This window comes from Streptomyces sp. NBC_00091, assembly GCF_026343185.1.
Classification (GTDB): Bacteria; Actinomycetota; Actinomycetes; order Streptomycetales; family Streptomycetaceae; genus Streptomyces.
Window position 1 is genome coordinate 5,082,222 of the sequence record NZ_JAPEMA010000001.1, and the last position, 13,589, is coordinate 5,095,810.

Consider the following 13,589-nt stretch of genomic DNA (forward strand, 5'->3'; position numbering starts at 1 on the left):
TAGAAATTGGCCGTCTCCCGTGCGGTCGTACGAAGGATCTCCGTCCCGTGAATCTCGTGACACTCCTCCCGTTCATCGTGCTCATCGGGGCGATGTTCCTGATGACCCGCTCCGCCAAGAAGAAGCAGCAGGCGGCCGCGCAGATGCGCAACGAAATGACGCCCGGTACCGGCGTCCGGACCATCGGCGGCATGTACGCCACGGTCAAGGAGATCGGTGAGGACACGGTCACCCTCGAGGTGGCTCCCGGTGTCCACGCGATCTTCGCGAAGAACGCCATCGGCGCCGTGCTGGACGACGAGGAGTACAACCGCATCGTCCACGGCACCCCCGATGACCTGACCATCGACACGCCGGTCGTTCCGGACGACGCATCCTCGCTGACCGAGGGCGACGCCCCGAAGACGGACGAGGCCCCCAAGCTCGACCTGGGCAAGAGCGACGAGCCCAAGGGCGACGAGCCGAAGGCCGACGAGCCGAAGGCCGAGGAGCCGAAGGACGGCAAGACCGACGGCGAGCCCGGCGCGAAGTAGCGTCCGGCAGGGGACCGCGGTGGCGTCCGACCGGCACTCGCCGCGGTTCCCGCAGTGAACTTCTGCGGGGGGCAGGGGTCCCCACCACACATTTCGTGGCCGTCCGCGCGCTGACCCGGCGCGGGACGGTTGGACAGGGAGATACGACAAGGTGGCAGCACCGAAGAAGGGCCGGCGGCCCACGGGGGCTCAGGGGAGGCCGGGGCGCGCCCTGGCCTTCATCCTGATCGCGATGGTGGCGCTCACCGCGGGGATGTTCCTCACGAAGCAGACGACCCCCCGCCTGGGCATCGACCTCGCGGGCGGTACGAGCATCACGCTCAAGGCCAAGAGCGAGCCCGGCAAGCCGGACGCCGTCAACGAGACCAACATGAACACGGCGGTCGGCATCATCGAGCGCCGCGTCAACGGTCTCGGCGTCTCGGAGTCCGAGGTCCAGACCCAGGGCCGCGACCACATCATCGTGAACATCCCCAAGGGGACGAACGAGCAGCAGGCGCGCGAGCAGGTCGGTACCACCGCCCAGCTGTACTTCCGCCCCGTGCTGGCCTTCGCCGACGGCGCCCCCGCCGCTCCGGAGACGAAGCCGAGCACGTCCCCGAGCCCCTCCGCGAGCGGTTCCGGCGCCCCGAAGACCGAGGGCAGCTCCAAGCCCTCCGCCCCGGCCACCCCGTCGTCCAGCGCCACTTCCCAGGGCCGTGTGCTCAGCGAGGCCCTCAAGGCCCCGGGCACCCCCACTCCCTCGCCCTCGGCGAGCGAGTCGAAGAAGGCAGACGACAGCAAGGCCACGCCCTCCGCCTCGGCCCCGGCCCCCGCTCCGACCCCGCCGGTGGACCCGGCCGTGGCAGACCTGCAGGCGAAGTTCGCCGCGCTGGACTGCACCAAGGAGGAGCAGCGCGCCGCCGCCGGCAAGGGCGTCAAGCCCGAGGACCCGATGCTCGCCTGTGGCCAGCGCGGCAACGCCTGGGGCAAGTGGGTCCTCGGTCCGGCCCAGGTCAACGGCCAGGACGTGAAGGACGCCAAGGGCGTCATCGACCAGCAGCGCGGTCAGTGGATCGTCACCATGCAGTTCACCGACAAGGGCGCCGACAAGTTCGCCAAGATCACCGGCGAGCTGGCCACCAAGCAGTCCCCGCAGAACCAGTTCGCGATCGTGCTCGACGGCGAGGTCATCTCCGACCCGTCCGTCAGCCAGGCGCTGACCGGTGGCAACGCCGAGATCTCCGGCGGCTTCACCCAGCAGTCCGCGCAGGACCTGGGCAACATGCTGTCGTACGGCGCCCTGCCGCTGTCCTTCCAGGAGGACAGCGTCACCACCGTCACCGCCGCGCTCGGCGGCGAGCAGCTGAAGGCCGGTCTCATCGCCGGCGCCATCGGTCTCGTGCTCGTGGTGATCTACCTGCTGGTGTACTACCGCGGTCTGGCCTTCATCGCCATCGTCAGCCTCCTGGTGTCCGCGATCCTCACGTACACGATCATGGCGCTGCTGGGCAAGGGCATCGGCTTCGCCCTGAACCTGCCCGCCGTCTGCGGCGCGATCGTCGCGATCGGCATCACGGCCGACTCGTTCATCGTGTACTTCGAACGCATCCGGGACGAGATCCGCGAGGGCCGCACCCTGCGTCCGGCCGTCGAGCGCGCCTGGCCGCGTGCCCGGCGCACCATCCTGGTCTCCGACTTCGTGTCGTTCCTCGCCGCCGCGGTGCTCTTCATCGTCACCGTCGGCAAGGTCCAGGGCTTCGCCTTCACGCTGGGTCTGACGACCCTGCTCGACGTGGTCGTGGTGTTCCTGTTCACCAAGCCCGTCATGACCCTGCTGGCCCGTACGAAGTTCTTCTCCAGCGGGCACCCGTGGTCCGGGCTGGACCCCAAGCGGCTCGGCGCCAAGCCGCCGCTGCGCCGGTCCCGCCGCGGCGCGCCCGTCCCCGCCCCCGTCGACGCAAAGGAGGCGTGAGAGATGTCGAAGCTGGGAGATCTCGGCGCCAGGCTGTACCGCGGTGAGGTCGGCTACGACTTCGTCGGCAAGCGCTTTCTCTGGTACGGCGTTTCCATCCTGATCACCATCACGGCGATCGTGGCGCTCGCTGTCCAGGGCCTCAACATGGGCATCGAGTTCAAGGGCGGCGCCGTCTTCACGACGCCGAAGACGGCCGTCTCGGTCGCCAAGGCGACGGAGGACGCGGAGAAGGCCTCCGGGCACGACGCGATCGTCCAGGCGCTGGGCACCGGCGGACTGCGCATCCAGATCTCCGGTCTGGACACCGACTCCGCCGCCTCCGTCAAGAAGCAGCTCGCGGCCGACCTCAAGGTCACCGAGACCCAGATCAACGCCGACCTGGTCGGCCCGAGCTGGGGCGAGCAGATCGCGAACAAGGCCTGGACCGGCCTCGGCGTCTTCATGGTCCTCGTGGTGATCTACCTCGCCATCGCCTTCGAGTGGCGGATGGCGGTCGCCGCGCTGATCGCGCTGATCCACGACCTCACCATCACCGTCGGCGTGTACGCGCTGGTCGGCTTCGAGGTCACCCCGGGCACCGTGATCGGTCTGCTCACCATCCTCGGTTACTCCCTCTACGACACCGTCGTCGTCTTCGACGGTCTCAAGGAGGGCTCGAAGGACATCACGAAGCAGACCCGCTACACCTTCAGCGAGATCGCCAACCGCAGCATCAACGGCACGCTGGTCCGCTCGATCAACACCACCGTCGTCGCCCTGCTCCCGGTCGCCGGCCTGCTGTTCATCGGCGGCGGCTTCCTGGGCGCGGGCATGCTCAACGACATCTCGCTGTCGCTGTTCGTCGGCCTCGCGGCCGGTGCGTACTCCTCGATCTTCATCGCGACCCCGCTGGTCGTGGACCTGAAGGAGCGCGAGCCGGCGATGAAGGCGCTCACCAAGCGGGTGCTCGCGAAGCGGGCGGCCGCGGCCGCGAAGGGCGAGGACGCCGACGCGGACACCGACGGGGACGACGGCCCGCAGGTCGTGGCCCAGGGCGGCCAGGGGAGGCGGCGCCGGTGACCACGGAATCCTCCGCCGAACTCCGCGAGCTGCTGCTCGGCCGGATCAAGGACGTTCCGGACTACCCGAAGCCGGGTGTGATGTTCAAGGACATCACCCCGCTGCTCGCCGACCCGAAGGCCTTCGCGGCGCTGACGGAGGCGCTGGTGGAACTGGCCGTCCGGTACGGCGCCACGAAGATCGTCGGACTGGAGGCGCGGGGATTCATCCTCGCGGCCCCGGTCGCGGTACAGGCGGGCATCGGCTTCGTCCCCGTACGCAAGGCCGGGAAGCTGCCGGGCGCGACGCTCGCGCAGTCGTACGAGCTGGAGTACGGCACCGCGGAGATCGAGGTCCACGCGGAGGACCTGTCGGCCGGTGACCGGGTCATGGTCATCGACGACGTCCTGGCGACCGGGGGCACCGCCGAGGCCTCGCTGGAGCTGATCCGGCGGGCCGGTGCCGAGGTCGCCGGGGTGGCGGTCCTGATGGAGCTGTCGTTCCTGCCGGGGCGTGCCAAGCTCGCCGGTGCGCTGGCGGGGGCCCCGCTGGATGCGCTGATCGTGGTCTGACCCCTGCTCTGCCGAAGCGGCGGGCGCCTGGGTTTCCCCGGGTGCCCGCCGCTTTCGTGTGCGGCGCCGCTGCCGGGGGCCAGCCCCCGGATCCCCCGCGCCTCAAACGCCGGCGGGGCTGAAAGATCCTGGGGCTCCGCCCCAGACCCCGCGCCTCAATCGCCGGCGGGGCTGGATTTGGCTTAGCCGGGCCAGCACGTGCCGCCTCGCGGGTTGGAGGGGTCCGGGCGGAGCCTGGGGAACAGGGTGGCGGAACCCTCGCTACCATGGGTTATCCGGACCTGACCGGGGCCCCGGATCCTCCCCCGGACTCCGTCCGGGGGGACCCCCAGAGGAGCGCTCTTGCCAGACGAGGTCCAGCCACTCTCCGCCGCGCAGCCCGACCCGCAGGCCGAGCCGGCCGCGGCGGCCGCAGCCACGCCCCCGCCGGCCCCGCCGGTCAAGCCCGCTCCGGCGAGGCCGGCCGGGTCCTCCAACCGGGTGCGCGCCAGGCTGGCGCGCCTCGGCGTGCAGCGTTCCAACCCGTACAACCCGGTACTGGAACCCCTGCTCCGTATAGTCCGCAGCAACGACCCGAAGATCGAGACGGCGACGCTGCGCCAGATCGAGCAGGCCTACCAGGTCGCCGAACGCTGGCACCGCGGCCAGAAGCGCAAGAGCGGCGACCCGTACATCACCCACCCGCTCGCGGTGACCACCATCCTCGCCGAACTCGGCATGGACCCGGCCACCCTGATGGCGGGCCTGCTGCACGACACCGTCGAGGACACCGAGTACGGCCTGGAGCAGCTGCGCCGCGACTTCGGCGACGCCGTCGCCCTGCTCGTCGACGGGGTCACCAAGCTCGACCGGGTCAAGTTCGGCGAGGCCGCCCAGGCCGAGACCGTCCGCAAGATGGTCGTGGCCATGGCCAAGGACCCCCGGGTGCTGGTCATCAAGCTCGCCGACCGCCTGCACAACATGCGCACCATGCGCTACCTCAAGCGGGAGAAGCAGGAGAAGAAGGCCCGCGAGACCCTCGAGATCTACGCGCCGCTGGCCCACCGCCTCGGCATGAACACGATCAAGTGGGAGCTCGAGGACCTCGCCTTCGCGATCCTCTACCCCAAGATGTACGACGAGATCGTGCGCCTGGTCGCCGAGCGGGCGCCCAAGCGGGACGAGTACCTCGCCGTCGTCACGGACGAGGTGATGGTCGACCTGCGGGCCGCCCGGATCAAGGCCACCGTCACCGGCAGACCCAAGCACTACTACAGCGTCTACCAGAAGATGATCGTCCGCGGCCGTGACTTCGCGGAGATCTACGACCTGGTGGGCATCCGCGTCCTCGTGGACACCGTCCGGGACTGCTACGCCGCCCTCGGCACGGTGCACGCGCGCTGGAACCCGGTCCCCGGCCGGTTCAAGGACTACATCGCGATGCCCAAGTTCAACATGTACCAGTCGCTGCACACGACGGTCATCGGGCCCAGCGGCAAGCCGGTCGAGCTCCAGATCCGCACCTTCGACATGCACCGCCGCGCCGAGTACGGCATCGCCGCGCACTGGAAGTACAAGCAGCAGACCGTCGCCGGTACGTCGAAGGTACGGACCGACGTGCCCCAGGCCGCCAAGGGCAGCGCGGGCCAGGACACCGTCAACGACATGGCCTGGCTGCGCCAGCTGCTCGACTGGCAGAAGGAGACCGAGGACCCGGGCGAGTTCCTCGACTCGCTGCGCTTCGACCTCTCCCGCAACGAGGTCTTCGTCTTCACGCCCAAGGGCGACGTCATCGCGCTGCCCGCCGGGGCGACCTCCGTGGACTTCGCGTACGCGGTCCACACCGAGGTCGGCCACCGCACCATAGGGGCGCGGGTCAACGGGCGGCTCGTACCGCTCGAATCGACCCTCGACAACGGCGACCTGGTCGAGGTCTTCACCTCCAAGGCCGAGGGCGCGGGCCCCTCCCGCGACTGGCTCGGCTTCGTGAAGTCCCCGCGGGCCCGCAACAAGATCCGCGCCTGGTTCTCCAAGGAGCGCCGCGACGAGGCCATCGAGCACGGCAAGGACGCCATCGCGCGGGCGATGCGCAAGCAGAACCTGCCGATCCAGCGGATCCTGACCGGCGACTCCCTCGTCACGCTGGCGCACGAGATGCGCTACCCCGACATCTCCTCCCTCTACGCGGCGATCGGCGAGGGCCATGTGGCCGCGCAGGGCGTCGTGCAGAAGCTGGTCCAGGCGCTGGGCGGGGAGGAGGCCGCCAACGAGGACATCGAGGAGAGCGTCCCGCCGTCGCGCGGCCGCGCCAAGCGGCGCGGCAACGCCGATCCCGGTGTGGTCGTCAAGGGCGTCGACGACGTGTGGGTGAAGCTGGCCCGCTGCTGCACCCCGGTGCCGGGCGACCCGATCATCGGCTTCGTCACGCGAGGCAGTGGCGTATCGGTTCACCGCGCCGACTGCGTCAACGTCGACTCCCTCTCCCAGCAGCCGGAGCGCATGCTGGAGGTGGAGTGGGCGCCGACCCAGTCCTCCGTCTTCCTGGTCGCCATCCAGGTCGAGGCGCTGGACCGCTCCCGCCTGCTGTCGGACGTCACCCGGGTCCTGTCGGACCAGCACGTGAACATCCTCTCCGCGGCCGTGCAGACCTCCCGTGACCGGGTGGCCACCTCCCGGTTCACCTTCGAGATGGGTGACCCGAAGCACCTGGGCCACGTCCTGAAGGCGGTACGGGGCGTCGAGGGCGTCTACGACGTCTACCGCGTCACCTCGGCCCGCCGGCCTTAAGGCCACCGCGCCGGACATCCGGACATCCGGAAATGACGACGGGCGCCACCCCGAGGGGGTGGCGCCCGTCGTCATGAGGGGGACGGCCGGATCAGGGGCAGCCCCACCAGACGAAGTTCAGGTTGCCGCCGAAGAGGGCGGAGACGGCGGTGGCGGAACCGATGATCCACACCACAGTGCTCCGGCGGGCCCGGGCGAGGGCCAGCGCGAAGGGGAACAGCAGCGGGAACGCCGGCATGATGAAGCGCATCTTCGAGAAGTAGAAGCCCGCGCCGCCCAGCGCCATCAGCATGATCATGGCCGCGAAGATCCACACGACCATCGGGGGCCGGCGCCTGCGCGTCATCAGGACGAACAGCACCACGGCCGTGACCACCGTCAGCGAGACCACGACGTGGTTGAGGGTGGTGTGCACCTCGGTGAAGGTCTTCTTCAGCTCGATGAGGGTGTCGAAGCCGCCGTCGTAGACGGAACCCCAACGGCGCTGGAGCTCGAAGTACCCGTCCCAGCGGCCGAAGTGCCAGCCCACGTAGCCCACGTACCCGAACCACCCCAGCGGGGCGATCAGCGCGGCCGCCACGATCCGGCCCACGGCCGGACGCTGCGAACGCCGCTTGCGGCGCCACTGCACGTACTCCCACAGGCCCGCCAGCACCACGGCCGCGACGATCGCCGAACCGGAGGGCCGGGTGGCACCGGCGAAGAAGGCCAGCACACCGGCCGTCAGCCAGGACTTCGTCATCACCGCGTACATCGCCCACACCGAAAGGGCGAGGAACAGCGGCTCGGTGTACGCCATCGACTGGACCAGCGACGCCGGCACGATCGCGAACAGGGCGCAGGTGAAGAGCGCTACCCGGCGGCCGTAGATCTTGTCGGTGACGGCGAAGATGCCCCAGGCGGCGATCACCGACGCGAAGAGCGCCAGCCCCATCGCCACCCAGTTCATGGGCAGATGCGTGACGTACGAGGTCCAGCGGATCAGCATCGGGTAGACGGGGAAGAACGCCATCTGGCAGCTCGGCCCCGCGAAGGCACAGGGTGAGGGGGTCGCCAGCGGAGTGGTCAGACCGTTCTCGGCGATGTGCAGGTAGTAGACGGCGTCCCAGCGCCCGCCCAGGATCTCCAGCGGCTGCACACCCTTGCGCTCCGCCCAGAGCGCCATGACGGCGAGTCCGGTGGCACGCAGGGCGATGTGGATCAGCAGCGCTTTCCGGGCACGCTTCAGATGGGTGAGTACGCGCCGTCCTACGCCCTGGTGCCCCGAGTCCTTCTTGCTGGTGAGCGGCCGGGCAACGAGAAGTGAGTCTGGGACATCAGCGCGTATCTGGGTATGCGTCACATTCAATCCTGGTCGTTGCCCGACAGAGGGCCGCCGAGGCGGCACCGTACAACGGTACACAGGTGTCAGGTGCAACCAGCGCGCACCCTGTGTTGAAACCACGTAACGAATAGACACACAAAAAGGACGTGTGCGCGGACGCGCACGAAGATCCCTTGCGGACGGGCCGCCCCGGAACGGCGGATGGGCACCACCGGCACGAAACCGGTGGTGCCCATCCGTGAAAGCAGTCCGGGAGGCGGGTCCGGAGCGTCAGCCGCCGAACTCCTCCAGGCCCTTCAGCGCCTGGTCCAGCAGGGCCTGGCGGCCCTCAAGCTCCCGGGCCAGCTTGTCGGCCTTGGAGTTGTTGCCGGCCGCGCGCGCCGCGTCGATCTGCCCGCGCAGCTTGTCGACGGCCGCCTGCAGCTGCCCCGTCAGACCGGCCGCACGGGCCCGCGCCTCCGGGTTCGTACGCCGCCACTCGCCCTCCTCGGCCTCCTGGATGGCCCGCTCCACGGCGTGCATCCGGCCCTCGACCTTGGGACGGGCGTCGCGCGGGACGTGGCCGATGGCCTCCCAGCGCTCGTTGATGGAGCGGAACGCGGCACGGGCCGCCTTCAGGTCCGCCACCGGGACGAGCTTCTCCGCCTCGACGGCCAGCTCCTCCTTCAGCTTCAGGTTCTCGACCTGCTCGGCGTCGCGCTCCGCGAAGACCTCGCCGCGCGCCGCGAAGAACACGTCCTGCGCGCCGCGGAAACGGTTCCACAGGTCGTCCTCGGACTCGCGCTGCGCCCGGCCCGCCGCCTTCCAGCTGTCCATCAGCTCGCGGTAGCGGGCGGCCGTCGGACCCCAGTCCGTCGACTTCGACAGCGACTCGGCCTCCGCGACCAGCTTCTCCTTGGCCTTGCGGGCGTCCTCGCGCTGGGCGTCCAGCGCGGCGAAGTGGGCCTTGCGGCGCTTGGAGAAGGCGGAGCGGGCGTGCGAGAAGCGGTGCCACAGCTCGTCGTCCGACTTACGGTCGAGCCGGGGCAGGCCCTTCCAGATGTCCACCAGCGCACGCAGCCGCTCACCGGCGCTGCGCCACTGGTCGCTCTGCGCCAGCTGCTCCGCCTCGGTGACCAGCGCGTCCTTGGCCACCCGGGCCTCGTCCGCCTGCTTGGCCTTCTGGACCTTGCGCTCCTCGCGGCGCGAGTCCACCGTCGACACCAGCTTGTCGAGCCGGACGCGCAGCGCCGCGAGGTCACCCACGGCGTGGTGCTCGTCCACCTGGGTCCGCAGGTGCTCGATCGCCGTATGGGCGTCCTTGGCGGACAGATCGGTGGTCCGCACCCGCCGTTCGAGGAGGCCGATCTCGACCACCAAGCCCTCGTACTTGCGCTCGAAGTAGGCCAGGGCCTCCTCAGGGGTGCCCGCCTGCCACGAGCCGACGACCTGCTCGCCCTCGGAAGTACGCACGTACACGGTGCCGGTCTCGTCGACTCGGCCCCACGGGTCGCTGCTCACAGCGCCTCCTCCACCTGATGCCCGCCGAGGGGTTCAGCCCCCGGGCATCGTCCACAGTTTCCTGGGGCGGGCAGCGCCCGCCCTGCACAACGCCAACATAGGCGACCGCCGGGCCGGCTGTCCGCATCCCGCACGACGGAATATCGACGTACGGGCGGCGGGCCGGCCGGGCCCGGGGCCGCAGTGCCCGTCAGTTCTTCGTGACGGTGCCCTTCTCGATGGTCACGGGGGTCTTGGGGGCGCCGTCCGTGGCTCCGTCGGCGGTCCCCGCCTTGGCCACCTCGTCCAGGACCTTCAGGCCGGCCGCGTCGATCTTGCCGAAGGGGGTGTAGGACGGGGCGAGCGGGCTGTCCTTGTAGACGAGGAAGAACTGGCTGCCGCCGGTGCCGGGCTTCCCGGTGTTCGCCATCGCCACCGTGCCGGCCGGGTAGATCACCTGGCCCTGCTCGTTCGGCTTGCCCAGGGAGTCCAGGTTCTCGTCGGGGATGTTGTACCCGGGGCCGCCCATGCCGGTGCCCTCCGGGTCGCCGCACTGCAGGACGTGGATCCCGCCGGTCACCAGGCGGTGGCACTTGGTCTTGTCGAAGAAGCCCTTGTCGGCGAGCGACTTGAACGAGTTGACCGTCTGCGGGGTCTTCGCCGCGTCCATCTCGAACGCGACGTCGCCCGCGCTGGTCTTCAGGGCGAAGGTGTACTTCGCCTTGTCGTCGATCGCCATCGCGGGGGAGGGGGACTTCTTCGGCGTGGGCGCCGACGGGCTCGCCGAGGGGTCCGCCGCCGCGTCGTTCTCGTCCTTGCCGTCGAAGGCACCGCCCACGACGAGGCCGACCAGCGTGGCGATCACCACGGCCGCGGCCGCGCCGATGACCGCCAGACGCTGCCGCGACTTGCGGCGGGCCTCCACGCGGCGCTTCTGCTGGCGCTCGTACTTCTCCCTGGCGAGCTGTCGCCGACGCTGATCGCTCGTGACCACCGGGTCGTCTCCTTGTGCGTCTCTGGTACCGCTGTCCGGGCTGGGTTAGGCCGTACCGTATATGGGTTCGCTGTGTAATGAAGGGCGCCGGTAGGCTCTGAGCAGCAGATTCCGACCCGCTGCCTCCCGCCGGACGACGATTGAGGACGAACGTGCTGATTGCCGGATTCCCCGCCGGGGCCTGGGGGACCAATTGCTACCTGGTCGCCCCCGCCGCCGGTGAGGAGTGCGTCATCATCGACCCGGGCCACCAGGCCGCCCAGGGCGTCGAGGAGACGTTGAAGAAGCATCGGCTCAAGCCCGTCGCGGTCGTCCTCACCCACGGCCACATCGATCATGTGGCCTCGGTGGTCCCGGTGTGCGGAGCACACGACGTACCGGCCTGGATCCACCCCGAGGACCGCTACATGATGAGCGACCCGGAGAAGGCCCTCGGCCGCTCCATCGGGATGCCGCTCATGGGGGAACTGACCGTGGGGGAGCCGGACGACGTCCGCGAGCTCACCGACGGCAGCAGCCTGAAGCTGGCCGGGATGGAGTTCTCGGTGGCGCACGCGCCCGGGCATACCAAGGGGTCGGTGACCTTCCGGATGCCCGAGCAGACCGACGTTCCGCCGGTCTTCTTCTCGGGCGACCTGCTCTTCGCCGGCTCCATCGGACGCACCGACCTGCCCGGCGGCTCCCACGCCGAGATCCTCCAGTCGCTGGCCCGCGTGTGCCTGCCGCTGGAGGACTCGACGGTGGTGCTGTCCGGCCACGGTCCCCAGACCACCATCGGCCGCGAGCGCACGACCAACCCGTACCTCCGGGAAGTCGCCGCCGGCCTGGGCGCGGACCCGACCGCCGCCCCACGACGAGGAATGTGACGAGAGTTTCGTGGCTACTTTCCAGGCCCCCAAGGGCACGTACGACCTGATCCCGCCGGTTTCCGTGAAGTACCTGGCGGTGCGCGAGGCCATCTCCGCACCCCTGAGGAACTCCGGCTACGGCTACATCGAGACCCCCGGCTTCGAGGACGTCGGCCTCTTCGCCCGCGGCGTCGGCGAGTCCACCGACATCGTCTCCAAGGAGATGTACGCCTTCGAGACCAAGGGCGGCGACCAGCTGGCCCTGCGCCCCGAGGGCACCGCTTCGGTCCTGCGCGCCGCGCTGGAGGCCAGCCTGCACAAGAAGGGCAACCTGCCGGTCAAGCTCTGGTACTCGGGCTCCTACTACCGCTACGAGAAGCCGCAGAAGGGCCGCTACCGCCACTTCTCGCAGGTCGGGGCCGAGGCCATCGGCGCCGAGGACCCGGCGCTGGACGCCGAGCTGATCATCCTCGCCGACCAGGCGTACCGCTCGCTGGGCCTGCGCAACTTCCGGATCCTGCTGAACTCGCTGGGCGACAAGGAATGCCGTCCGGTGTACCGGGAGGCGCTGCAGACCTTCCTGGGCGGCCTCGACCTCGACGAGGAGACCGTCCGCCGGGCCGAGATCAACCCGCTGCGCGTCCTCGACGACAAGCGGCCCGAGGTGCAGAAGCAGCTCGTCGGCGCCCCGGTGCTGCGCGACTACCTGTGCGACGCGTGCAAGGCGTACCACGAGGAGGTCCGGACCCTGGTCACGGCCGCCGGAGTCGCCTTCGAGGACGACGAGAAGCTCGTGCGCGGCCTCGACTACTACACCCGCACCACCTTCGAGTTCGTCCACGACGGCCTGGGCTCGCAGTCCGCGGTGGGCGGCGGCGGCCGCTACGACGGCCTGTCCGAGATGATCGGCGGACCGGCGCTGCCGTCGGTCGGCTGGGCGCTCGGCGTGGACCGGACCGTACTCGCCCTCGAGGCGGAGGGCGTGGAGCTGGACATCCCGGCCTCGACCGCGGTGTTCGCGGTCGCGCTGGGCGAGGCCAAGCCGGCCGTGTTCGGCCTGGTGACCGAGCTGCGCAAGGCCGGCGTCGCGGCCGACATGTCGTACGGGGGCAAGGGCCTCAAGGGCGCCATGAAGGACGCGAACCGCAGCGGTGCGCGCTTCGCGATCGTCGCGGGCGACCGCGACCTCGCCGAGGGCGTGGTCCAGCTGAAGGACATGGAGTCCGGCGAGCAGGCCGCCGTGGCGGTCGCGGACGTGGTCGCCGAGATCAAGGCCCGCCTGGCCTGAGCTGACGGCGGGTGAGGGGCGGGGGAGGCTTCCCCCGCCCCTTCCTCGTCTGCGTCCTTATCTGCGTCCTTATCTGCATCGAACGGATGGCGGACGCTCCGGTACGGCACAATGGCCCCTGCTTGATGACCTTGCACATGCTGAGCGGGCGGGATCGGGATGACGACAACTGGCGCTGGCGCGGACACCGCTCCGCGGACCTTCGGCGGGAGCCGGGCGCTGGCCCTGCTGCTGGTCATCACGGGAGCGGCGGGCCTGCTCGCCGCGTGGGTGATCACCCTCGACAAGTTCAAGCTGCTGGAGGACCCGAACTTCACGCCGGGCTGCAGCCTGAACCCGATCGTCTCCTGCGGCAACATCATGAAGAGCGAGCAGGCGGCCGCCTTCGGCTTCCCGAACCCGATGCTGGGCCTGGTCGCCTACGGGATCGTGGTCTGCGTCGGCATGAGCCTGCTGGCCGGGGCCCGGTTCGGCCGCTGGTACTGGCTGACCCTCAACGCGGGGACCCTCTTCGGCGTCGGATTCTGCACCTGGCTGATGTACCAGTCGCTGTACAACATCAACTCGCTGTGCCTGTGGTGCTGTCTGGCCTGGGTCGCCACGATCCTGATGTTCTGGTACGTCACCTCGCACAACGTGCGCCAGGGCCTGCTGCCCGCCCCCGGCTGGCTGCGCGGCTTCCTGGACGAGTTCACCTGGGTCCTGCCCGTGCTGCACATCGGGATCATCGGCATGCTGATCCTGACCCGCTGGTGGGACTTCTGGACCTCCTGAGCCCGGGCCGCGCTGT

Annotated in this window: 11 protein-coding genes; 8 read left to right on the top strand and 3 right to left on the bottom strand. The window is 69.9% G+C overall.

What is annotated here, in order from left to right:
• Window positions 1–47: 47 nt before the first annotated feature.
• From yajC to OOK34_RS23515, 5 genes are all read left to right on the top strand, one after another.
• Complete coding sequence (gene yajC / locus OOK34_RS23495) at window positions 48–533, top strand: preprotein translocase subunit YajC (RefSeq protein WP_267035825.1); 486 nt, start codon at window positions 48–50, stop codon at window positions 531–533.
• Window positions 534–684: 151 nt separating this feature from the next.
• Window positions 685–2,487: a protein translocase subunit SecD gene (secD, locus tag OOK34_RS23500; RefSeq protein WP_267035826.1), complete on the top strand. Its 1,803-nt coding sequence runs from the start codon at window positions 685–687 to the stop codon at window positions 2,485–2,487.
• A 3-nt stretch (window positions 2,488–2,490) separates the two neighbouring features.
• The gene (gene secF, locus OOK34_RS23505) at window positions 2,491–3,549 is read left to right on the top strand and encodes a protein translocase subunit SecF (RefSeq protein WP_267035827.1); all 1,059 of its coding nucleotides are present in this window, start codon (window positions 2,491–2,493) and stop codon (window positions 3,547–3,549) included.
• A complete protein-coding gene (locus OOK34_RS23510) occupies window positions 3,546–4,100 on the top strand; it encodes an adenine phosphoribosyltransferase (protein WP_267035828.1) in 555 nt (184 codons plus the stop codon). Before secF ends, OOK34_RS23510 begins: the two co-directional genes overlap by 4 nt.
• A 342-nt stretch (window positions 4,101–4,442) precedes the next feature.
• On the top strand, window positions 4,443–6,866 hold the full coding sequence (locus OOK34_RS23515; protein ID WP_267035829.1) for a bifunctional (p)ppGpp synthetase/guanosine-3',5'-bis(diphosphate) 3'-pyrophosphohydrolase: 2,424 nt from the start codon (window positions 4,443–4,445) through the stop codon (window positions 6,864–6,866).
• Window positions 6,867–6,957: 91 nt separating this feature from the next.
• Here the strand turns inward: OOK34_RS23515 and OOK34_RS23520 are convergent, their stop codons facing one another.
• The 3 genes from OOK34_RS23520 to OOK34_RS23530 all read right to left on the bottom strand — a co-directional run bounded on the left by OOK34_RS23520 (window position 6,958) and on the right by OOK34_RS23530 (window position 10,663).
• On the bottom strand, window positions 6,958–8,208 hold the full coding sequence (locus OOK34_RS23520; protein WP_267035830.1) for a hypothetical protein: 1,251 nt from the start codon (window positions 8,206–8,208) through the stop codon (window positions 6,958–6,960).
• Between the two features lie 252 nt (window positions 8,209–8,460).
• A complete protein-coding gene (locus OOK34_RS23525) occupies window positions 8,461–9,690 on the bottom strand; it encodes a DUF349 domain-containing protein (RefSeq protein ID WP_267035831.1) in 1,230 nt (409 codons plus the stop codon).
• A gap of 190 nt (window positions 9,691–9,880) precedes the next feature.
• Entirely contained in the window at window positions 9,881–10,663 is a 783-nt protein-coding gene (locus OOK34_RS23530) for a peptidylprolyl isomerase (RefSeq protein WP_267035832.1), read from the bottom strand.
• Between the two features lie 152 nt (window positions 10,664–10,815).
• Here OOK34_RS23530 and OOK34_RS23535 point away from each other — a divergent pair, with 152 nt between their 5' ends.
• From OOK34_RS23535 to OOK34_RS23545, 3 genes are all read left to right on the top strand, one after another.
• Window positions 10,816–11,529 carry an MBL fold metallo-hydrolase gene (locus OOK34_RS23535; RefSeq protein WP_267035833.1) on the top strand — a complete coding sequence of 238 codons (714 nt, stop codon included), beginning with the start codon at window positions 10,816–10,818 and terminating at the stop codon, window positions 11,527–11,529.
• A gap of 10 nt (window positions 11,530–11,539) precedes the next feature.
• Window positions 11,540–12,799: a histidine--tRNA ligase gene (hisS, locus tag OOK34_RS23540; protein WP_267035834.1), complete on the top strand. Its 1,260-nt coding sequence runs from the start codon at window positions 11,540–11,542 to the stop codon at window positions 12,797–12,799.
• Window positions 12,800–12,958: 159 nt separating this feature from the next.
• Window positions 12,959–13,573 carry a vitamin K epoxide reductase family protein gene (locus OOK34_RS23545; protein ID WP_267035835.1) on the top strand — a complete coding sequence of 205 codons (615 nt, stop codon included), beginning with the start codon at window positions 12,959–12,961 and terminating at the stop codon, window positions 13,571–13,573.
• The last annotated feature ends 16 nt before the right edge of the window (window positions 13,574–13,589 follow it).

What these genes read in the sequence shown, in the direction of transcription:
- secF (WP_267035827.1), top strand. Translation starts at nt 2,491, where the DNA reads ATGTCGAAGCTGGGAGATCTCGGCGCCAGGCTGTACCGCGGTGAGGTC.
- OOK34_RS23545 (WP_267035835.1), top strand. Translation starts at nt 12,959, where the DNA reads ATGACGACAACTGGCGCTGGCGCGGACACCGCTCCGCGGACCTTCGGC.